A 21,973-nucleotide genomic window follows, 5' to 3' on the forward strand; every position below is an offset into this window, starting at 1 on the left:
TCAATAAAGGCCAACTGGATCAGGCCAGTCAGGACCTGACCGATAAGGGTTTTGGCATTACTGCACAGGACGGCACAACGGTACAGAAAAAACTGGGTGAAGCAGTCGATGTAGTGGGTGCAGATCCAAACATCAGCACTAAAGTTCAAGATGGCAAAGTTGCAATTGAACTGGCGAAAGATCTAAGCGTGAATAGCGTGACTGCAGGCGATACCGTGATGAATACAGATGGTGTCACGATTGCCAATGGTCCAAGCATAACCAAATCCGGTATTGATGCGGCGGGCAATAAAGTGACCAATGTTGCTGCCGGTACTGACGGTACGGATGCGGTGAATGTAGATCAGTTAAAAACCTCTACTGCCGCATCAAAAACTGAAGTTGAAGCGGGTAAAAATATAACGGTGGATAGTAGCACTGGGGCAGATGGGCAAACCATCTATACTGTGGCAACTGCAGATGATGTTGAGTTCAACACTGTGAAAGTGGGTGATGTCAATATTGATGGTGCAACAGGCAAAATCACGGGTGTAACCGATGGTACTGTCGCGGCAGATTCAACTGAAGCGATTAATGGTAGCCAGTTGCACAATACGGCACAAAGCACAGCAGATGCCTTGGGTGGCGGCTCAACGGTCAATCCTGATGGAACTGTTTCTAAGCCAACCTATAACATTAATGGTACCGACACCAATAACGTGGGTGATGCACTGGCAGAACTAGATAAAGGCTGGACTCTGCAGTCTAACGGGGGCAATGCGGGCGCCGTCAAGGCTGGCGATACCGTTGATATTGGCACCGCAGATGATGAAGAAAACTTACAGGTGGCGAAAGAAGGCAATGATATTAAATACAGCCTGAATCGTGACCTGAAAGTGGATAGTGTGACAGCTGGCAATACCCGTCTGGATAATACCGGTGTTGAAGTTAAAGATCCTGTGGGGAACACTACTTCGATGGTTGCAGGCGGCACCATTACTAAAGATGCACAAGGCAACAGCACTGCGCAGACTGCAGCAGGTACCACCATCAAGAATGCGCAGGGTGATACTACATTGCTTAATAGCACAGGTCTGGCATTTACAGATGCGGATGGTCAGCCTGTGGGGCCAAGTGTGAGTCGTACCGGAATGGATGCAGGTGACCTGAAAGTGACCAATGTCGCGCCAGGCACCGTGAGTGCAGATTCAAAAGATGCCATTAATGGTAGTCAACTCCATGCCCAAGGCGAAGGTGTGAAGAATATTATTGGTGGCAATACCCAATATGATCCAGACACCGGAACTTACACCAATCCAGATATTGGCGGGACAGGTCAGAACAATATCAATGATGCGATTGGTTCAATAGGAAAAGCTGCTACAGCTGCAAAAACAGAAGTTGAAGCTGGCAAGAACATGACCGTGGAAAGTACCACGGGGGCGAATGGACAAACCATCTATACGGTGGCGACTGCAGATGATGTTGAGTTTAACTCGGTGAAAGTCGGTGATGTCAATATTAATGGATCGACAGGCAAAATCAGTGGTGTAGCAGCAGGTGATGTCAATCCGGATTCAACCGATGCTGTTAACGGTAGCCAGTTAGCCAATAATGCTCAAAGTGTGGCAGATGCCTTGGGTGGCGGTTCAACGGTTAATCCGGACGGTACAATCTCTGCGCCGAACTACAGCGTGAATGGTACTAGTTTGAGCAATGTTGGCGATGCAATTACCGAGCTGGACAAAGGCTGGAACTTGCAAACTAACGGTGCCAATAGTGGTGCTGTAAAAGCCGGTGATACGGTAGATATCGGCACGGCAGATGGCGAAGAAAACCTACAAGTTGCGAAAGAAGGTAACAATATCAAGTACAGCCTGAACCGTGACCTGAAAGTCGATAGCGTGACCGCAGGCGATACGGTCATCAATAACGACGGTATGACCATTACTGGCGGTCCGAGTATGACCAAATCAGGTATCGATGTGGCGGGCAACAAGATCAGCAATGTTGCTGCAGGTACTGACGGTACGGATGCGGTGAATAAAGATCAGCTGGATCAGACGGCAGCAGCTGCAAAAACCGAAGTTGAAGCTGGCAAGAACATGACTGTGGATAGTAAAACAGGTGCAGATGGGCAAACTATCTATACGGTGGCGACTGCAGATGATGTTGAGTTCAACTCGGTGAAAGTCGGTGATGTCAATATTGATGGTGCAACAGGCAAGATCAGTGGTGTAGCAGCAGGTGATGTCAATCCGGATTCAACCGACGCGGTGAATGGTAGTCAGTTAGCCAACAATGCTCAAAGTGTGGCAGATGCCTTGGGTGGTGGTTCAACGGTCAATCCGGATGGCACAGTCTCTGCACCGAACTACAGTGTAAACGGCAACAGTCTGAACAATGTTGGTGATGCCATTACGGAACTGGACAAAGGCTGGAACCTACAAAGTAACGGTGCTAATGCCGGTGCAGTCAAGGCAGGTGATACGGTTGATATCGGTACCGCAGAGGGCGAAGAAAACCTACAAGTGGCGAAGGATGGCAACAACATCAAGTACAGCCTGAACCGTGACTTGAAAGTGGATAGCGTGACTGCGGGAGATACTGTAATCAACAATGACGGCATGACCATTGCCGGTGGCCCAAGCGTCACCAAGGCCGGTATCAATGCAGGCAATAACAAAATCACGGGGGTTGCGCCAGGAACGGTTAGTGCAGATTCAACCGATGCCATCAACGGTAGCCAGCTCCATGCCCAAGGTGAAGGTGTGAAGAATATTATTGGTGGTAATACTCAATATGATCCAGACACTGGAACTTACACCAATCCAGATATTGGCGGGACAGGTCAGAACAATATCAATGATGCGATTGGTTCAATAGGCAAAGCTGCGGCAGCTGCAAAAACGGAAGTTGAAGCTGGCAAAAATATGACTGTGGAAAGTGCGACGGGTGCGGATGGACAAACTATCTATACCGTGGCGACGGCTGATGATGTCGAGTTCAACACCGTGAAAGTCGGTGATGTCAATATTGATGGGTCGACAGGCAAAATCAGTGGTGTAGCAGCAGGTGATGTCAATCCGGATTCAACCGATGCTGTTAACGGTAGCCAGTTAGCCAATAATGCTCAAAGCGTGGCAGATGCTTTGGGTGGCGGTTCAACGGTCAATCCGGACGGTACAATCTCTACGCCGAACTACACGGTGAATGGCAATAACGTCAGTAATGTGGGCGATGCAATCACCGAGTTAGACAAAGGCTGGAACTTACAAAGTAACGGTGCTAATGCCGGTGCAGTCAAGGCAGGTGACACGGTTGATATCGGTACCGCAGATGGTGAAGAAAACCTACAAGTAGCGAAAAAAGGTAATACCATCAAGTACAGTCTGAGTCGTGATCTGAATGTGGATAGCGTGACGGCTGGGGATACCCTGATCAATACGGATGGCATGACCATTAGCGGTGGTCCAAGCGTCACCAAAGCCGGTATCAGTGCAGGCAATAAGAAAATTACCAATGTTGCGCCAGGAACTGTCAGTGCAGATTCAACCGATGCCATCAACGGTAGTCAGCTCCATGCCCAAGGCGAAGGTGTGAAGAATATTATTGGCGGTAATACTCAATATGATCCAAACACAGGCAAATACACCAACCCGGATATTGGTGGTACGGGCAAAGACAACATCAATGATGCGATTGGCGCGGTCGGTGATGCTGCGAAGGCAGCAAAATCTACAGTGAGCAACAAGGATGGCAATATCACGGTGAATGAAACTACAAAACCGGATGGCAGCAGAGACTATGAAGTTGGTTTAGCCAAAGATATTAAGGTCGACAGTGTGACGGCTGGCGGTACCAAAGTAGATGGCGATGGTTTACATATTGATGGTGGTCCAAGCGTCACCAAAGATGGTATTGATGCGGGTGACAAGAAAGTCACGGGCGTTGCAGATGGAACCGTGGCCAAAGACTCGAAAGATGCAGTTAATGGCGGGCAGTTAAGAGGCGTTTCAGATAGTGTTGCAGGTGCGATTGGTGGTAATACCACGGTGAATCCAGATGGTACGATCACTACCAGCAATATTGGTGACACAGGCTATAACAACATCAATGATGCGATTAAATCTGTGAAACAGGATGCCCAAGCTGCAAAAACTTCGGTAAGCAATACGGACAACAATCTTACAATCAATAAAACGACTAAAACAGATGGTAGTACCGACTATGAAGTGGGTCTGGCAGACAAGATCAAGGTCAAACAGGTTGATGCGGATCAGGTCAATGTTGCTGGTGATCAGGGCAAGACCAGTATCAGTGGTGGCGGCATCAGTATCACTGGACCGAAGGGCGAGCAGGGTCCAAGCATGACCACAAGCGGTATCAATGCAGGTGGCAAGAAAGTCACCGGGGTTGCAGATGGTGCGATTGCCAAGGATTCGAAAGATGCAATTAACGGTAGCCAGTTACATCAGTCTTATCAGGATGTAGGCGCAGCGCTTGGCGGCGGTGCAAGCTATGATCCGTCGAAAGGCTGGACTGGGCCAAGTTATGAGATCGCTGGAACTAAACATGACAATGTCGGTGACGCATTAGGAGCGCTGGATAATGCCGATAAAGCATTGGGTGACCGGATTACCAACCTTGGCGACCAGATGCAACAGGCTTTCTATGACACCAACCAACGCATTGATGATGTTAAAAAACTTGCCAATGCCGGTGTTGCTGCTGCCATGGCCCTTGAAACTGCACCTTATATTTCGGGTAAATATACCTATGCTGTCGGGGCCGCTTACCATGGTGGCGAAAATGCAGTCGGTGTCACTCTGCGTAAAACTGCTGACAATGGACGCTGGTCACTGACCACGGGCGTGGCGGCTGCTTCTCAGGGTGATCCAAGTTTCCGTGTCGGTCTGAGTGGCGTATTTGATTAATCATCCATTCTAGAGCAAGGAGAACCCCGCGCGGGTTCTCCTGATTACAACAATAATCAAGAGAGGCACACATGAAAAAAATACAAGCTTTAGCATTGATGGTGTTTGCAAGTACCGCATTCACGATTCAGGCAGAAACACAGGGTGAAGTTGAGTTAACCCAAGCTCAGGACGTGACGTTTCCGGAAGTGAATAAAAGCTATCTTAAGCTGGTCAAGCGTTATGAATATAACGATGTGGCCCGTCTGGATACTGGTATGAACAAGGACCAGTTCCGTCATATTCTTGGTAATCCGCACTTTAGTGAAGGTGTATTTGCGGTCAAGACCTGGAACTATGTACTGGATATCCGCGTTCCCAATACTCAGGACTATAAACGTTGCCAGCTACGGATTGACTTTGACAAGCACTACATTGCCAATCGCTTATCGTGGAAAGGTGAGGAATGTCAGGGGTTAATGGCGTGGGGTGCTAACAATGTGGTGCCAACACCTTTACCTGCACCATTACCGCAAGCAACCCCGCAATCAGGCGCGGTCTTCTTTGCTTTTGACCGTTCAGATGCCAACGCGATAGAGCCAGGTTCTGCCAATATGGCAGAGATGGCGGAGCAAATTAAAAAATCCGACCAGCCTGTGATGATTTCCGGTTATACAGATCGTCTGGGAGCATTTAATTATAATCAGGCACTTTCTTCACAACGGGCCAATACCGTGACCCAACTGCTGATCCAGCAAGGCGTTGATCCCGCCCGTATACAGGTACAGGCGAATGGAGAGACAGAAGTTTATCAACACTGTTCAGGTCAGGCACGAAATACCCAGTTGCTTGAATGTCTGGCACCGAACCGTCGTGTCAATATTCAGTGGTAAGTGAGTCTGAATGAACAAAGTGCAGGTGTTTTTCACCTGCACTGTTTTAAATGAAATTATATGATTGAAAAACACTTATTTTTTTATTTGTATATTTGAATAAATGGTAAAGTAATAGATATATAAAATAAAAAAGATGAATCTAAAAAAAAGTAAAAATAAACTAAATCTTAAATTTTTCCTAAAATGGTTATTTTAATGTTCTAAAGTGTTAAATAAATCAACTTGAATTTTGTTAGGGTATAGGGGAGTAAATACTGAGATAGATGGTATGTTTCATACTTTTTTACATTGTGAAAGAAATATAAAACTACATCTTATTGAAATCGGAAATAAAGATTTAAAACATGCAGTGGTTTTTTTTCTGCTCGATGTTGAAAAATTTTTTTCGATTATCGATGATCTATCATTAGATTTCTTTCGTATTATCCTGGTCTACAAGTGTGAAATATTAGATCAGGGCTTTTCTGAAACAGAGTTTTTAAAAGGTGTGGCCTATTTAGTTGAACGACTGGAAGCAGAAGATATTCATTGTATATTCGAATCTGATCTCGAACCTGCTTATAAAAATGCATTATGTTCGAGTTACTTTTTTGATTCTGTGACCATTTGCAGAAGTTTTAATAAAATATGTATGGAGGCGTTTTTTGCAGCCAATCCATATGTATATGAAAATAAAAAATCGATCGATTTTATCGAGAAAGTTAATCAGCAGATTAATAATACTTTATCGGAAGGAGAACCTTATTTATTAAAAGTCGCGAAAAAAATGAAATTAACACCGCGAATTTTATCTAAAAAAATAAAAAATGAAGGAGAGGAGTTTAAGCTATTGGTAAAAAGAAAAAGACATGAGAAGGCATTACTTTTATTGCAGGATAAAGATGTGAGCTTATCGGATATCGCTTACACATTGGGGTATACGGAACATAGCGCATTTACACGTGCATTTAAAGGATGGACAGGATGTTCGCCTTGTCAGTTCAGAAAGTATTTTAAATAACCCAATGTGAGGCAGATAATTTGGATATTCGGGATTTAAAAACCTTTATATACGTTGTCGATAACCAGTCGATCACCATTGCTTCTGAAAAGCTAGGTGTGAATCAGTCGACGGTGACGAAACGTATTGGTAATATGGAAGACATCCTCAAAGGTGTATTGTTTAACCGTAAAACGAGACCGTTACAACTCACCAGTTTGGGCGAAAAGGTTTATTTCAAAGGATGCCTGATTTTAAAGGAACTAGAGGCTCTTGCAAATTCTGGTTATCAGGCAGAAGAAAACAATAACAAGCAAATTAAGATTGGAATTCCACACACACTTGCAGATGATTTACTGGAGCACGTTGTTTTTGAAGCAAAAAAAACGGATTTACTCAGAGATCTTGATATCTCAAGTGGCTGGGGGCGTAGTCTGATCCAGCAAATTCAGGAGGAAGAAATTGATCTTGCTACCTTTATGATTCCGTCTAACCTCAGGATTCCCCCTGATTTACTCTTTTCTAAAATTGGTACACTTGAATTTGTAGTGGTCTGTAAAAGGGGACAGGCTTATAAATACAGTAACTTTGAAAAGTGCAGTAAAAAAGGCTGGATCTTGCATCCGGAAGGTTGCTGCTTCCGGGAAAGTCTGGCCAAGTTATTATATGAACGGAATCTGGGATTTTATATTAACCGGGAAATCTTCGGGCTGGAGCTGCAGTTGCAGAGTATTCTGAGAGGTGAAGGGTTGGGAATTTTCCCGAAACCTTTTTTTGATAAGTTTAGTTTAAAAAATAATGGCTTGGAACGTATTGAGCTAAAAGATTTTCCGCTGCATTTGAATGTCGGCATCGTGAAGTCTCAAAGTATGGACAATGAAAAAGCCCGTTCATTTTTAGAGATTGTGAAAAAACGCTATTTTTAGTTTAGTCCTGATCAACTGACAAGAAAAAAGCCCTTATTTTGAAGGGCTTTTTTCTTGTTTTACTGAGCGTTCTGATCGTCATTGATGACTTCAAGTGCTGCCCGAAAGGCTTCCTGAGTGGCTGGTGCGCCGCAATAAGGCAGGCTATGTAATAACACTTCCTGTATTTCCTCGACACTGGCGCCATTGTTTAACGCGCCACGAATATGTCCTTTCAACTCGGTTGGACTTTTCAGTGCGGTGAGGAATGCGATCGTGACCAGAGAACGATATTTACGTGGCAATACGCCTTCACGTTGCCAGGTTGATCCCCAGGCATGCTCATTAATCCAGTCCTGTAAGGGTTGAGTGAAAGGAACGGTATTGTCCTGTGCACGTTTTACAAATGATTCGCCCATGACTTCGGTACGAACTTTTAATCCATTTTCAAAATCTTGTTGTGACATATTTTTACTCTTTTAAGCACGCAACAGAAGGAGTAAGGTTGCGAAACGTATTTTATCCTAACCGAATCATTCCATAAGCTAAAGTCATTGCAATGGACTGACGGTTCTCAAGCTGAATAAACAAAATTTTCAAACAAGATGATGAGCGATTTAATTTTCGTAGTAGCTCAATTGTGGATAAGTGAAGCGATATCCACAAAGGCTAAAGCCAATCATTTGAGCTGTTGCGATTTATATCTGGAGCAGATTTTGAATCGTGTAAAATAGAGCATGGACTATTGTGTAATTTAAGCGATTTCTGTTTGTCCGACCTGATGATAAGCACGATTAAAATAAACCAGACTATGGTCATGCTGGCCTTGCTGAATGGCGACGATGCGGCAAATAAAAATGGTATGGGTTCCCACGGCCTGAACCTGCTCAATCTCACAATCAAAATTCACCAGTGCATCCTTTAACACCGGTGCACCAGTTTCTAATTCAGTCCACAGCCCATGTGTAAATCTTTCTTCCGGACTTAATCGGGATGAAAATGCTTTAGAAATATGTTCATGCTGAGCGCTTAGCACATTTACGCTGAGGATTTTATTTTCCACAAAATGTGTATGGGAACTGGATGCCTGATTCATACAGACCAGTAATGTCGGAGGTGTATCGGTCACACTACATACAGCAGATGCAGTGAATCCGTAACGACCAGACAAGCCAGCCGTGGTAATGACACTGACGGCACTTGTTAATAAAGACATTGCATTTCTAAAGTCGGTCGCTTCAATCATCACTTTATTCCCAAATTGAGCCTGATCTGTTGAAGAAGCCAAGGGCTAGCTGATGTAACCCTTTAGCTATCAAGAGATGGGTAAATATTAAGCGGAGAGTTCTCTTCGAACGATGTCGGCACCCGCACTTAAAGCATGCAGTTTGCCTGTGGCCACCTGACGTGATAACGGTGCCATGCCACAATTGGTCGAAGGATAGAGCTTATCTGCATCCACGAACTGAAGCGCTTTACGCAGGGTATCTGCAACTTGTTCAGGTGTTTCAATCTGATTGGTAGCAACGTCAATTGCACCCACCATCACTTTTTTGCCACGAATCAGTTCAATCAGATCCATAGGCACACGAGAGTTCTGACATTCGAGTGAGATGATGTCGATTTTAGATTGTTGTAGCTTTGGAAACGCTTCTTCATATTGGCGCCATTCTGACCCCAGTGTCTTTTTCCAGTCGGTATTGGCTTTGATGCCATAACCGTAGCAAATGTGGACCGCGGTTTCACATTTCAGCCCTTCCAGTGCACGCTCTAAAGTTGCCACGCCCCAGTCATTCACTTCATCAAAGAACACATTAAATGCAGGCTCATCAAATTGAATAATATCAACACCAGCCGCTTCGAGTTCTCGTGCTTCCTGATTCAGGATTTTAGCGAATTCCCACGCCAGCTTTTCACGGCTTTTATAGTGACCATCATAAAGCGTATCAATCATGGTCATCGGGCCAGGCAGCGCCCATTTGATCGGTTGAGTGGTTTGCTGGCGTAAAAACTTGGCATCTTCCACAAACACCGGTTTTTGACGAGATACGGCCCCGACCACTGATGGCACACTTGCATCATAGCGGTTACGGATACGCACGGTCTCACGTTTTTCAAAATCGACGCCGTCCAGATGTTCAATAAAGGTGGTGACAAAATGCTGGCGGGTCTGTTCGCCATCGCTGACGATATCAATACCGGCATGGCGTTGTTCTTGTAAGGACAGACGCAATGCATCCTGTTTGCCTTCAATTAATTGCTCATCTTGCAACTTCCAAGGTGACCAGAGTTTTTCAGGTTCCGCCAGCCAAGACGGTTTTGGTAAGCTGCCAGCAGTTGAAGTCGGTAATAATATTTTCATAATCAATAATCTTGTTTATCTAGGTGAATAAATTAATTAGTTTGCAGCCCATTGCTGAAGAATCGTGTGGTAAGGCTTGATGAACTGTTCTTCGGTAAATTTACCTTGTTTAATCGCCAACTGGCTGCGCTCTTCCCGGTCATAAACAATACGTGTTAATGAATAGTCCTGATGCTTCAAGCTTGGCTGGTAAGTTTTTCCTGCGACTGAATTCGCGTTATAAATCTCTGGGCGGTAGATTTTCTGGAAGGTTTCCATGGTACTAATCGTGCCGATCAGTTCCAGGTCAGTGTAATCATCCAGCAGATCACCGCGATGGTAAAAGGCCAACGGGGCCACACTATTTGGCGGCATGAAATAGCGAACTTTTAAGCCCATTTTTTCGAAATACTGATCCGTTAATGAATATTCATCCTGCTGATATTCTACGCCCAGCACTGGATGCTGATTTGCAGTTTGATGATAAGTCTTGCTGCTGGAAACGCTCAGGCAAATCACCGGAGATTTATGGAAGTTACTGTTATAGGTATTTGAGTTCAGGAATGATTTAAAGATTTTCCCGTGCAATTCACCATAGTTTTCTGGAAGGCTAAATTGCGTCTTGTCTTTATTATGTTCAAGCAGTAACACACTAAAATCATAATCGCGCACATACGAGGAAAAATTGTTTCCGACGATACCGTCAAAGCGTTGATTATTCTTATGGTCTACAATATTGGTTTTCAGGATTTCAATGGTCGGGAAGGTCTCACCTTTACCTTCAACATCAATATCAACCGAAATGATTTCAAGTTCGACAGAATAACGGTCTGCTATCGGGTTATCCCAATGTGCCAGACTATTAAAACGGTTGTTAATCATTTTTAAGGTATTGCGCAGATTTTCTTGGCGACTTTCACCTCTGGCCAAATTGGCAAAGTTAGTGGTGATCCGCGTATTGTCTGAGGGCTGATAGTTTTCATCGAAACTAATGCGCTTAATCGTAAATGTAAACTCTTTGCTCATGATGATCTGATACCCTAAATTCTGAGATAAAACCTTATTTCTGTGTTGCCCTTTCTGGATGTTCCAATTTATTGGAGTCTCCCAGTCAATCGGATTTTCAGTCGGTTCTGATGTTTGCCGAAGCAGTTCCATCAGAATCAACCCTCAGATTGTCTCGTGTGAAGAGCATGCAGTAATTTATACTTGAAACATGACATGAATAAAAATGATTTTGTTTCACTGAAAAGTGAGTGAAATTCATGTTTGCAAGTTTTATGTGCTCTCACGGCCATTGCACGACCCCAGAAATCGTAAAATGATCCTCTGGTTTACTTTCAAGGTATATCCCTTATAATTTCAGGTCTGCGCTATGGCCCAGAATTCTCCCTTTTTAAATTTTTTCATTATGTCTTTATTTTCTCAGTGCTTAGAGCAGAAGCAATTCTGTATTCTAGTGGAATATCTATGTTCTAACCGTGATACGCCCGCAGTTCCCCCAAGTCTGGCTGGCTATCCCGCCATGATGACGTTGGCTGATCGTGTGCATAGCGATGAAGACCTTGCACCATTAGAGTTGGCACAAAAATACGCGCCTGAGATTGAAAAACTTTTGCATTTTTCCGGTAAAGGTCGGGATATTCAAGAATTTGAACACTTTCTCGATCAGGCCGAGCAGCAGGGATATCACAATCTTCTTTTATTAACTGGAGATAAACTGAAGAATCATAATTTTGGACGGGACATTCCTGCACAACGGTCTCGTTATTTAGAGTCCGTAAGTGCTGTGATGGCGGCGAAACAACGGAATGTGTTTAATATCGGCGTGGCTTTTAATCCGTTTAAATATACGACAGCGGAGCGGGATGCCCAATATCTGAAACTGCATAAAAAGATCAAAGCGGGCGCAGACTTTTTGATTACCCAGCTTGGATTTGATCTGGATTGTCTTCAGCACAGCCAATCCTTTATCTCTCAGCATTATAAACAATTTCCTTTAATTGCCTGCGTCATGCCGCTGACTTTAAAACGCGCGCAATTTATGCTGAAACATCAGGTTGCTGGACTGGTGATTCCAGCACATATTGTGCATGTCCTGAAGAGTGAGTACGAGACTGATCCTGTTCAGGCGGAAGCAAATGTCTACGCGCGTTGTGCGTTGCAGATCCTGATTTGTAAACATCTTGGTTTTGTTGGGGTGCATTTATCGGCTTGTCATAAGCAATCAGAACAACAAAAACTGGAACAGTTTTTAAAGCAATATGAAAACTGGTCTTTAGCAGCCTGTGAAAAAGCTTGGAAACAATTGTGGAGAATGGAGACAGGCCTTGAGCTTAAGCCTGAGCTGTCCACTTTTTCAAAACCTGTCCCACCAGCCCAGATTTTAAAATATAAGCAAATGCATTTAATGCATCAGCTTTTTTTTGCGTCTCATGCGGCGCTCGGGATTGGCCGTTTTATTTTTAAAGCCAATTTCTGGAATAAAGCTCGGCCTGATCAGCTTTTATTGAAAATGGAACATTGGAGCAAACATCCACTGGTGGGCTGTGAAAGTTGTGGGCACTGCCGTCTGGATGACACGCTGTATATCTGCCCTGAAACCTGTCCCAAAGGGCTTGCCAATGGTCCCTGTGGCGGGACAAGTTTAGACCGGTGCGAGTTTGGTGACCGAGAGTGTATCCATTCAGTCAAAGCCCGATTGGCAAAAAGCATAGATCAAACCGAGGTGTTAAGAAGTAAACTGATCCCTGCGATTTCAATTGAAACCCGTTATACCAGTTCATGGAAAAACTGGTTTAGAAATTCAGACCTAAACTGATTAGAGTCATTGGTACTTATTGGTTGATCCATTCTGAAATGACCTGAGCCAATTGTTCAGGCTGCTCAAGGGGGATCATATGTCCAGAATTTTCGATTACTGCTAATTCTGAATCACGAATTTCATGAGAAAGCTCCAGTGCTTCTTCTTTTGAGCGGAGTTGATCTTGAGCAGCAGAGATAATGAGTGTTGGGCAGCTTATTTTATTCATATCTCCACATTTTCTGTTTAATAAAGATTGCCTTACGAAAGCCTCATAACCAAGGTTGATCCCCATTTTTTGAATGCGTTTAATGAGCAGCTTATTTTGTACATCCGCTGGATGGAGGGTTTTGGCGATAGAAATTGAACTCAAACCATGAAACTTTTCTTGGGTGCTGAGTCGAATCGCGGTGAGCTTTTGTTGTTTTTGTTCTTCTGTGTCAGGTCGTAAAGATGAGGCAATAAGAATTAAGCTAGAAACTTTCTCTGGAAATTGTTCAGTTAAAGATCGGGCAATATAACCGCCTAATGAAAATCCGACGAGTATAAATTCCTTAGGCGCATCTTTTGCAATGTTCTGAGCAATTTCAGTAATTGTCTCACCCTGTAATAAATTTGCTCTCATGATATTCCATGTTTCTGGGAGCAGTGGAACAAGTTCATCCCAAAGAGATTCATCTAACATAAAGCCAGGAATGAACACGATGGATATGCTTTTTTGATTCATTGGATTGAGAGGTCTTACTCATTTTATTCAGTATTACCTAAATCAGGAGAGTGGGCAACTTGGAGAATGTTAGCTCAGGATTGGGTTGATTAGATGTTCCGCTTAGAGCGTTAGGTATAGGGTTACTCGAGTTCCAGTTGATGATCGTCTTTGGTCACTTTAATTTTTAGTTTTTTATACTTATGTTTATTGGGATCAAGGGCTGAGCTTTTGTAAGTGAGATTGTCATAAAAGGTTAATAAATAAGGGGGATTTTAACTGTGATGTGGATAACTTAAGACATATCAACAATCGAAAAATATATTTTAGAAATCTGCTACAATTGCGCCAATTTTAAATTCTTTCGCACGCCATCTGTTCTTGCCATCGTTTGCAGATACATATGGGTGCACAAATTGTAGATTTTTAGCATGTTTAAAGATGAATTAGCGGCACAGGTTGCCCAACGACGCACATTTGCGATCATTTCCCACCCCGATGCGGGTAAAACCACCATGACAGAGAAACTGCTGTTATGGGGTAAGGCCATTCAGGTTGCGGGGATGGTAAAAAGCCGTAAGTCTGACCGTTCTGCTACATCCGACTGGATGGAAATGGAAAAAGAGCGTGGCATTTCGATTACTACCTCGGTGATGCAATTCCCTTATAAAAAGCACACCATCAACCTGCTGGATACACCGGGACATGAAGACTTCTCGGAAGATACCTATCGTACCTTGACGGCGGTTGACTCGGCACTCATGGTGATCGATGGCGCCAAAGGTGTCGAAGAACGGACCATTAAATTGATGGAAGTGTGTCGTATGCGCGACACGCCAATCATTTCATTCGTCAACAAAATGGACCGTGAAATCCGTGAACCATTAGAATTGCTGGATGAAATTGAAAGTGTCCTGAACATCCGTTGCGTACCGATCACCTGGCCTTTGGGGATGGGACGTGACTTTGCGGGTGTCTATAACCTGCTTGAAGACAAGCTTTATGTTTATAAAGCTGGTTTTGGTTCAACCATTACCGATATCGATGTTCGTGATGGTTATGATCATCCGGATATCCGTGAAAAAGTGGGTGAGTTGGCATGGGCTTCTTTTGAAGAATCCCTTGAGCTGGTGCAGATGGCCAATGAACCACTGGACCGTGAATTATTCTTGCAAGGCAAGCAAACTCCTGTTCTGTTTGGTACGGCATTGGGTAACTTTGCCGTGGACCATGTTCTGGATACCTTTATTAACTGGGCACCAGAACCGAAAGCACATCCAACTCAAGAACGTATGGTTGAAGCCAAAGAAGAAGGTTTCACTGGCTTCGTGTTTAAGATTCAGGCCAACATGGATCCGAAACACCGTGACCGGATTGCCTTCATGCGTATTTGCTCAGGTAAATATGAAAAAGGCCTGAAAATGAATCATGTACGTATCGGTAAAGACGTGCGTATCAGTGATGCATTGACCTTTCTTGCGGGTGAGCGTGAGCATCTGGAAGAAGCTTGGCCGGGGGATATCATTGGTTTGCACAACCACGGTACTATCCAGATTGGTGATACCTTTACCAGTGGTGAAAGCTTGCACTTTACCGGTATTCCACACTTCGCACCGGAAATGTTCCGCCGTGTACGCTTGAAAGATCCTTTGAAATCGAAGCAATTGCAAAAAGGTTTGAAAGAGTTATCTGAAGAAGGTGCAACACAGGTGTTCATGCCACAAATCAGTAATGACCTGATTGTCGGTGCAGTCGGTGTGTTACAGTTTGATGTGGTGGCCTATCGCTTAAAAGAAGAATATAAGGTGGACTGTATTTATGAGCCGGTGAGTGTTCATACGGTACGCTGGATTCACTGTGATGATGAAAAAATCCTGAATGAGTTTAAGAAAAAGGCGCATGATCAGCTTTCGGTTGATGGTGGTGGTCACTTAACTTATCTGGCACCAAGCCGTGTTAACTTGCAATTGATGCAAGAACGCTGGCCGGATATCCAGTTCCGTAACACACGAGAACACTAAACTGTATAAAAACAGCTTCTAATTAGAGGCTGTTTTTAATTGAACGATCTAAAAATAAAGGATGATGAGATGAATGCTTTAAAACCACTTTTTGCTGTCAGTGTCTTGATTGGAATGATGGCTTTAACCGCATGTGATCATCCAGATAAAAATAAAGCCGATACCGCCGAAAGCAAACCGGCTGCGGTACCAGTCGAAAAAGCTGAAGTCTTGCCTTACTTAAATATGAAAGAGGCCAAGGCCGACTATGCCTTGCCATTTTGTGAAAAGAAAAACTGTATTGATGTCGATATCCAGACGGTAAAAACTCAGGACGAATGGCTAAATGCATGGATTGCAAAAAATCAGTCCAAGGTGATCCAGCAGCAAATTGAGCTGGATAAAAACCTGACGCTGCAACAAGCTATTAATGCCTATGTGAAAAAGTCAGATGAGTGGCAGGACAAGTATTCTAAAAATAAGGCCTATGAACTGCATCTGAATACCCGGATTGCTTCACAGCGCAATCAATATGTGCTGTTACAGGTGGGAGTTAATGCCCAGCAAGAAGATATTGCGGTGAAAGATCGCTTCTATTTCTTTGTGGCGGATCGCAAGTTGCAAAAGAGTCTCAGCGTGCTGGATGTGATCCAGAAAAATCAGCAAAATGCCTTAAACGATATTGTACAGGCCCATTATCAACAATGGATTGCAAAACAATCGGCAGAAGTGAAAAAACAGGTGCCAAAAAAACTGTATTGGGGACAGGCGGACTGGTTCTTTGATGGCGAGGGTATCGGTTTACATTATCGGGCCAATGAAATTAGCAAAGATGCCCCGCAACTGGATATTTATTTAACCACTGAACAGACTCGGCAGATGCTGCAAGCTGAGATTTATCAACGCATGTTTTGATTTTGTTTAGGGCTGCTTTTTTGAGTTTCGTATAGAAATTGCATGTGCTTCTGGCAGTTTTGCATGAACTTCGATAGCATTTAAAAATCTTGTGTAATAACAATGCCTATAGGTTTCAGATGAAAACATTTTATAAATATAGCGTTCTTGCATGTGCTGTTTTACTTGCAGCCTGCCAGCCTAAATCGGAGCCAAAACAATCACAGGATAAGCCGCAAGATCCACCTGCGGTACAACAGCAGGCTGAACCTGTTTTACAAGGCGAAACGGTTAAGATTGCGGTAAAACTCCCTGAATGTAAGGGCAATACCTGTCCTGACTTTACGGTTGAGCGTTTGCAAAGTAATTTCCCGTTTATTGATCAGTTACTCGATCAGCAAATTCTTGAACAGCTTGGCAAAATGCTCGAGGTGGTCGATGCGGATGCACCAGCAGCTTCAACCGCAAAAAACACTGGATCAAAATCCGATCTGGACACTCAGGCGCAGTTATATGCTGATTCATTTGTCAAAATTGATGAAGAGTTAAAAGCGTTAAGTAGCAGCCACCAGATCAGCTTAATGATCAAGCCAAAGATCTTGCAGCCGAAAGGTAAACTGGCAACAGTGGTCCTGAATAGCAGCAGTTACTTAGGTGGGGCGCATGGCGCAACTTCGCAGCGTTATTACAACTTTGATCTGGCAAATCAGAAACAGGTACAGTTGCAGGATCTGTTATTGCCAAAACAAAAAGCGACCTTAGACAAGCTGGCTCATGAAGCGTTTAAAACCTGGATTGTAGATTCCAAACTGGCCACTGATCCTAAGGAATACGAACAGGCTTGGCCATTTCAGGTGACAGATAATTTCTTATTGGGCGAACAGGGGTTAATCCTGCAATATGGCGAATATGATATTGGCCCATATGCGGTCGGTTTACCACGTCTGGTGATTCCATTTAGTGAATTACAAGGGGTATTAAAACCTGAATATTTGCCAAAAGTGGACACACCAGCCGCCTCTACACCTGTCGCAAATGAGAACAAGTAAGCGCTGATGCAACTGTTCGATACCCATACCCATTTTGATGTTGCCGATTTTGACCATGATCGGCAACAGCTGGCTGTGCAGGCCAAACGGGTGGGGGTTGAGGCATTGGTATTAATCGGTTTTCTACAATCACGATTCGATGACCTAATCCAGACTCATCAGCAGTTACAAGGCTGGGAGAATGTACCCCAGTCTTATCTGGCACCCGGTTTACATCCCTTTTACATCGAACAGCATCAGCCCGAACATTTACAAGATTTAGAACAGATTTTACAGCAGCAGGATTGTGTGGCTGTGGGTGAAATTGGTCTGGATACTTTTTTAAAACAACATAAACAGCCTGAATTATTTAGCAAACAACAGCATTATTTTATTGAGCAATTAACATTGGCAGCGCAGTATCAAAAACCGGTGCTGTTGCATATCCGTAAAGCCCATGCTGAAACCATTGCGATTTTAAAGGCGCAAAAATTCAAGTTAGGCGGGATTGCGCACGCTTTCAGTGGCGGTGTTGAAGAAGCCAAAGCCATGATCAAGCTGGGCTTTAAAGTCGGCATCACCGGGCAAATTACCAATCCAAATGCCAAAAAACTGCATCAGGTGGTGCATGCCATTGGTCCCGAACATCTGGTGATTGAAACCGATTGTCCAGATATGACGCCGTTGTGTTGCCAGACTTCAACCGAACATCGAACTCGCAATACGCCTGTCAATTTACCTTATGTGTTAGACAGCTTAGCGCAAATACTTGAGCTACCCCAAGCACAACTTGCCCAGCAACTGTGGCAAAACTCATGCACAGCCTTGCGTCTCGGATAACAACCATAATCCCGTTAAAAATAAGGTAACTAAAAGGGAACACATCCATTTCCAAACAGGGTTACATTAAACAGAGAACTTCATAATAAACAATCAGCCAATACTGGGAGGGCAACCTGATGGCCAGATATAGCAAAATCAATAGTTTCAATGCATTACAAACATTAACAGTCGGTTCTAAATCTTATCAAATTTTTAACCTTACCCGAGCCGCACAGACACTGGGTAATATTGATCGCTTACCCAAATCACTCAAGGTTTTGCTAGAAAATTTACTGCGCTTTGAAGATGGAAAAAGTGTAAAAGTCGAGCATATTCAGGCACTGGTGGACTGGCAGAAAAGCAAACGTTCAGATCAGGAAATTCAATATCGTCCCGCCCGTGTATTGATGCAGGATTTCACCGGTGTACCTGCGGTAGTCGATCTGGCTGCCATGCGAGCTGCAATGGCGCAAGCAGGAGGTGATCCAAATCGGATTAACCCGCTTTCCCCAGTCGATCTGGTTATTGACCATTCGGTGATGGTGGATCATTTCGCCAACGATCAGGCTTTCGCTGAGAATGTCGAAATTGAAATGCAACGTAATGGTGAACGTTATCAATTCCTGCGTTGGGGACAGTCTGCATTTAATAACTTTAGCGTGGTACCTCCGGGCACCGGAATTTGTCATCAGGTTAATCTGGAATATCTGGCACAAGCGGTGTGGCTAGGTGAAGATGAAGGGCAGGATTTTGCGTTTCCGGATACTTTGGTTGGCACAGATTCACATACCACCATGATTAACGGATTAGGTGTGCTCGGTTGGGGCGTTGGCGGGATTGAGGCCGAAGCGGCCATGTTGGGACAGCCGGTATCGATGTTGATTCCGGAAGTAATTGGTTTCAAATTGACGGGTAAACTGAATGAAGGCATTACCGCAACCGATCTGGTATTGACCATTACCCAGATGCTACGTCAAAAAGGCGTGGTGGGTAAATTTGTAGAGTTCTATGGCGATGGTCTGGCTGATTTGCCTTTGGCGGACCGTGCCACGATTGCCAATATGGCGCCAGAGTATGGCGCGACCTGTGGTTTCTTCCCGATTGATGAAGTCACACTCGGTTATTTAGCCCTGACAGGTCGTCAGCAACAACGGATTGATCTGGTTGAGGCCTATAGCAAGGCACAGGGCCTATGGCGTAATGCAGGCGATGAGCCGGTTTTTACTGATACTCTGAGTTTGGATATGGGCACGGTACAAGCCAGTCTGGCCGGACCGAAACGTCCTCAAGATCGCGTATTGCTGTCTGATGTACCGAAAACCTTTAATGCCTTAATGGAGTTGAACCTGAAACCCGCCAAAGAAGCCAAAGAGCGTTTGGAGAATGAAGGCGGGGGTGGTACGGCAGTAGAGGCCAAGAAAGCCAATCTTGCGCATGAGGAACCTTCTTGTACCATTGACGGAAAATCTTATCCTTTAAACGATGGTGATGTGGTCATTTCTGCGATCACCTCATGTACCAATACCTCTAACCCAAGCGTGATGCTGGCTGCGGGTCTCCTAGCCAAAAAAGCGATCGAGAAAGGCTTGCAGCGAAAACCCTGGGTTAAAAGCTCACTGGCACCCGGCTCTAAAGTGGTGACGGATTATCTGGCAGCAGCAGGTTTAACCCCTTATCTGGATCAATTGGGCTATAACCTGGTGGGTTATGGGTGTACTACCTGTATCGGCAACTCGGGACCGTTGCCAGAGCCGATTGAAGCGGCTATTCAATGTCATGACTTAAATGTGGCATCGGTACTCTCTGGGAACCGTAACTTTGAAGGGCGTGTGCACCCACTGGTGAAAACCAATTGGCTGGCATCACCACCTCTGGTCGTGGCCTATGGTTTAACCGGTAATATCCGGACTGATTTAACCACGCAACCGATTGGGCAAGGCAAAGACGGACAGGATGTTTACCTAAAAGATATCTGGCCAAGCCAGTCCGAAATTGATGCAGTATTACAGAAGGTGAATACCGACATGTTCCATAAGGAATATGCTGCGGTGTTTGATGGAGATGCGACTTGGCAAGCGATCCAGATTCCACAGAGCCAGACTTACGCTTGGCAAAATAACTCCACCTATATTCGTCATCCGCCATTTTTTGAGGAGATTAACCAGCCACCGAAAGCCATCGATAATATTGAACAGGCCAATATTCTGGCGGTACTGGGAGACTCAGTCACCACCGATCATATTTCACCTGCAGGTAATATCAAGAAAGACAGTCCTGCCGGACGTTATTTACAGGATCAGGGTGTTGAACCAAAAGACTTTAACTCCTATGGATCGCGGCGTGGTAACCACGAAGTGATGATGCGCGGCACCTTTGCCAATATCCGGATTAAAAACGAGATGCTGGGTGGTGAAGAGGGCGGTAATACGCTTTATATTCCGACAGGTGAAAAAATGTCGATTTATGATGCTGCTATGCGTTATCAGCAACAACATACACCATTGGTGATTATTGCAGGTAAGGAATATGGGACTGGCTCCTCACGCGACTGGGCTGCCAAAGGAACCAACTTACTGGGTGTCAAAGCCGTGATTGCCGAAAGTTTCGAACGGATCCACCGCTCGAATCTGGTGGGAATGGGCGTGTTACCGTTGCAGTTTGTGGATGGGCAAACCCGTCAATCCCTGAATTTAACTGGGCATGAAACCATTTCTATCCATGGCTTGTCTGATGATATTCAACCGCACCAGACACTGGATGTTGAGGTCGTTCGGAAAGATGGTAGTCAGGCCAAATTTAAGGTGCTATGTCGAATCGATACCTTAAATGAGGTGGAATACTTTAAGGCAGGCGGTATTCTGCATTATGTTTTACGCAATTTGATTGCTGCTTAATTGAAGTGAGCCCTGTATATTTACAGGGCTCTTCCATTTCAGAATTTAGCTAAATCTGAATAACTTCTTCAGGCTAAAGCTCGGCTTCAACGACCAAACACCCCATCGATTAAAATATAGTGAGTCTTCCTCGAAGAAATCACTCGATTGTTTTTTTTGAAGTTTTAACACCTCTGCACCTTTCTCTACAGAAAAAGTTTGATTCTCTAACAGGGTTGGATTCTCTATCAGTAAATAGAGTAAAAACTGATTCAAGACATATGAGGCATGTTCTACTTTTAAGTTGATACAGCCGTCAGCTTTGCCAAATTGATGCATGCCACAAGAATAAAGTGAGTCCTGATCAAAAACAGTGGGAATAAATGCTTTATATAGATCAAATAGATTCTCTGCATCAAAGTTCAGCCAGTCCGATCGAAGATGAGTCACTCCAGACGTTTCAACTTTAATGGCTAATCCACCGGCTTTGATTAGTGCCTGACCCAGTAACAGCGCTTGTTGTGCTAAGGCTATTGATCCGGCTTCGCAAATCACATAAATGACCATATGATGCTGTTCAATTTCTTGTAGTTCTTGTTCTGAAAAACGATCCATACTCTGCTGCCTAAATACCTGGCTTACATTAGGATCATTTTTATGTTCTTCAATTTCAGCAAAATAATCACTGGCTAATGCTTTAATGATTAGTCCTGCATAAATATAGCCTGTGTCATGGGTCAATAGCGCCTGTAATAAGGCTGAATGATTTTGCCAGACGCCTGGAATACATAAGATAATGTTCTGTTGATTTTGTTTATCCATAATCATATT

Annotated in this window: 16 protein-coding genes; 10 read left to right on the plus strand and 6 right to left on the minus strand. The window is 44.1% G+C overall.

The features are described from left to right. The 4 genes from ACNQO6_RS16185 to ACNQO6_RS16200 form a co-directional block, all read left to right on the plus strand. Positions 1-4,916, plus strand: a 4,916-nt coding sequence (locus ACNQO6_RS16185) for a YadA-like family protein (protein WP_440209646.1), incomplete at its 5' end; no start/stop codon positions are given. A 71-nt stretch (positions 4,917-4,987) separates the two neighbouring features. Then, the gene (gene tpgA / locus ACNQO6_RS16190; RefSeq protein ID WP_440209647.1) at positions 4,988-5,788 is read left to right on the plus strand and encodes a trimeric autotransporter adhesin/peptidogylcan-associated protein TpgA; all 801 of its coding nucleotides are present in this window, start codon (positions 4,988-4,990) and stop codon (positions 5,786-5,788) included. Positions 5,789-6,059: 271 nt separating this feature from the next. Continuing rightward, on the plus strand, positions 6,060-6,791 hold the full coding sequence (locus ACNQO6_RS16195; RefSeq protein WP_343580809.1) for a helix-turn-helix domain-containing protein: 732 nt from the start codon (positions 6,060-6,062) through the stop codon (positions 6,789-6,791). A gap of 20 nt (positions 6,792-6,811) precedes the next feature. Then, positions 6,812-7,696, plus strand: coding sequence for a LysR family transcriptional regulator (locus tag ACNQO6_RS16200; protein ID WP_440209648.1), 885 nt, complete (start codon positions 6,812-6,814; stop codon positions 7,694-7,696). Positions 7,697-7,755: 59 nt separating this feature from the next. On the opposite strand, the gene ACNQO6_RS16205 is transcribed toward ACNQO6_RS16200, so the two are convergent. The 4 genes from ACNQO6_RS16205 to ACNQO6_RS16220 form a co-directional block, all read right to left on the minus strand. After that, entirely contained in the window at positions 7,756-8,142 is a 387-nt protein-coding gene (locus tag ACNQO6_RS16205) for a carboxymuconolactone decarboxylase family protein (protein WP_440209649.1), read from the minus strand. A gap of 287 nt (positions 8,143-8,429) precedes the next feature. Next, positions 8,430-8,921 carry a flavin reductase gene (locus tag ACNQO6_RS16210; protein WP_440209697.1) on the minus strand — a complete coding sequence of 164 codons (492 nt, stop codon included), beginning with the start codon at positions 8,919-8,921 and terminating at the stop codon, positions 8,430-8,432. 87 nt (positions 8,922-9,008) lie between these two features. After that, a complete protein-coding gene (locus tag ACNQO6_RS16215; RefSeq protein ID WP_440209650.1) occupies positions 9,009-10,037 on the minus strand; it encodes a methionine synthase in 1,029 nt (342 codons plus the stop codon). Positions 10,038-10,073: 36 nt separating this feature from the next. Further along, positions 10,074-11,042, minus strand: coding sequence for a DUF1852 domain-containing protein (locus tag ACNQO6_RS16220; protein WP_440209651.1), 969 nt, complete (start codon positions 11,040-11,042; stop codon positions 10,074-10,076). Positions 11,043-11,427: 385 nt separating this feature from the next. Between ACNQO6_RS16220 and ACNQO6_RS16225 the strand changes: the two genes are divergently transcribed. Then, positions 11,428-12,837, plus strand: a complete 1,410-nt coding sequence (locus tag ACNQO6_RS16225; RefSeq protein WP_440209652.1) for a methylenetetrahydrofolate reductase C-terminal domain-containing protein — start codon at positions 11,428-11,430, stop codon at positions 12,835-12,837. A gap of 16 nt (positions 12,838-12,853) precedes the next feature. Here ACNQO6_RS16225 and ACNQO6_RS16230 read toward each other — a convergent pair whose 3' ends face one another. After that, a complete protein-coding gene (locus ACNQO6_RS16230; RefSeq protein WP_440209653.1) occupies positions 12,854-13,546 on the minus strand; it encodes an alpha/beta fold hydrolase in 693 nt (230 codons plus the stop codon). A gap of 410 nt (positions 13,547-13,956) precedes the next feature. Here ACNQO6_RS16230 and ACNQO6_RS16235 point away from each other — a divergent pair, with 410 nt between their 5' ends. From ACNQO6_RS16235 to acnA, 5 genes are all read left to right on the plus strand, one after another. Beyond that, positions 13,957-15,546 (plus strand): peptide chain release factor 3, encoded by a 1,590-nt coding sequence (locus ACNQO6_RS16235; RefSeq protein WP_199950220.1) that lies wholly within the window; start codon positions 13,957-13,959, stop codon positions 15,544-15,546. A gap of 69 nt (positions 15,547-15,615) precedes the next feature. Beyond that, a complete protein-coding gene (locus ACNQO6_RS16240) occupies positions 15,616-16,440 on the plus strand; it encodes a hypothetical protein (RefSeq protein ID WP_440209654.1) in 825 nt (274 codons plus the stop codon). Positions 16,441-16,559: 119 nt separating this feature from the next. Beyond that, positions 16,560-17,468: an RsiV family protein gene (locus tag ACNQO6_RS16245; RefSeq protein WP_440209655.1), complete on the plus strand. Its 909-nt coding sequence runs from the start codon at positions 16,560-16,562 to the stop codon at positions 17,466-17,468. A 6-nt stretch (positions 17,469-17,474) separates the two neighbouring features. Continuing rightward, positions 17,475-18,287 (plus strand): TatD family hydrolase, encoded by an 813-nt coding sequence (locus ACNQO6_RS16250; protein WP_440209656.1) that lies wholly within the window; start codon positions 17,475-17,477, stop codon positions 18,285-18,287. Positions 18,288-18,406: 119 nt separating this feature from the next. Next, positions 18,407-21,163: an aconitate hydratase AcnA gene (gene acnA, locus ACNQO6_RS16255; RefSeq protein ID WP_440209657.1), complete on the plus strand. Its 2,757-nt coding sequence runs from the start codon at positions 18,407-18,409 to the stop codon at positions 21,161-21,163. A 45-nt stretch (positions 21,164-21,208) separates the two neighbouring features. Here the strand turns inward: acnA and ACNQO6_RS16260 are convergent, their stop codons facing one another. Continuing rightward, positions 21,209-21,970, minus strand: a complete 762-nt coding sequence (locus ACNQO6_RS16260) for a hypothetical protein (RefSeq protein WP_440209658.1) — start codon at positions 21,968-21,970, stop codon at positions 21,209-21,211. Between the last annotated feature and the right edge of the window lie 3 nt (positions 21,971-21,973).

Origin of the sequence: Acinetobacter calcoaceticus (assembly GCF_051947995.1) — a bacterium.
Classification (GTDB): Bacteria; Pseudomonadota; Gammaproteobacteria; order Pseudomonadales; family Moraxellaceae; genus Acinetobacter.

What these genes read in the sequence shown, in the direction of transcription:
- ACNQO6_RS16205 (WP_440209649.1), bottom strand. Translation starts at nt 8,142, where the DNA reads ATGTCACAACAAGATTTTGAAAATGGATTAAAAGTTCGTACCGAAGTC.
- ACNQO6_RS16235 (WP_199950220.1), top strand. Translation starts at nt 13,957, where the DNA reads ATGTTTAAAGATGAATTAGCGGCACAGGTTGCCCAACGACGCACATTT.
- ACNQO6_RS16240 (WP_440209654.1), top strand. Translation starts at nt 15,616, where the DNA reads ATGAATGCTTTAAAACCACTTTTTGCTGTCAGTGTCTTGATTGGAATG.
- tpgA (WP_440209647.1), top strand. Translation starts at nt 4,988, where the DNA reads ATGAAAAAAATACAAGCTTTAGCATTGATGGTGTTTGCAAGTACCGCA.
- ACNQO6_RS16220 (WP_440209651.1), bottom strand. Translation starts at nt 11,042, where the DNA reads ATGAGCAAAGAGTTTACATTTACGATTAAGCGCATTAGTTTCGATGAA.
- ACNQO6_RS16195 (WP_343580809.1), top strand. Translation starts at nt 6,060, where the DNA reads ATGTTTCATACTTTTTTACATTGTGAAAGAAATATAAAACTACATCTT.
- ACNQO6_RS16215 (WP_440209650.1), bottom strand. Translation starts at nt 10,037, where the DNA reads ATGAAAATATTATTACCGACTTCAACTGCTGGCAGCTTACCAAAACCG.
- ACNQO6_RS16225 (WP_440209652.1), top strand. Translation starts at nt 11,428, where the DNA reads ATGTCTTTATTTTCTCAGTGCTTAGAGCAGAAGCAATTCTGTATTCTA.
- acnA (WP_440209657.1), top strand. Translation starts at nt 18,407, where the DNA reads ATGGCCAGATATAGCAAAATCAATAGTTTCAATGCATTACAAACATTA.
- ACNQO6_RS16260 (WP_440209658.1), bottom strand. Translation starts at nt 21,970, where the DNA reads ATGATTATGGATAAACAAAATCAACAGAACATTATCTTATGTATTCCA.
- ACNQO6_RS16230 (WP_440209653.1), bottom strand. Translation starts at nt 13,546, where the DNA reads ATGAATCAAAAAAGCATATCCATCGTGTTCATTCCTGGCTTTATGTTA.
- ACNQO6_RS16210 (WP_440209697.1), bottom strand. Translation starts at nt 8,921, where the DNA reads ATGATTGAAGCGACCGACTTTAGAAATGCAATGTCTTTATTAACAAGT.
- ACNQO6_RS16245 (WP_440209655.1), top strand. Translation starts at nt 16,560, where the DNA reads ATGAAAACATTTTATAAATATAGCGTTCTTGCATGTGCTGTTTTACTT.
- ACNQO6_RS16250 (WP_440209656.1), top strand. Translation starts at nt 17,475, where the DNA reads ATGCAACTGTTCGATACCCATACCCATTTTGATGTTGCCGATTTTGAC.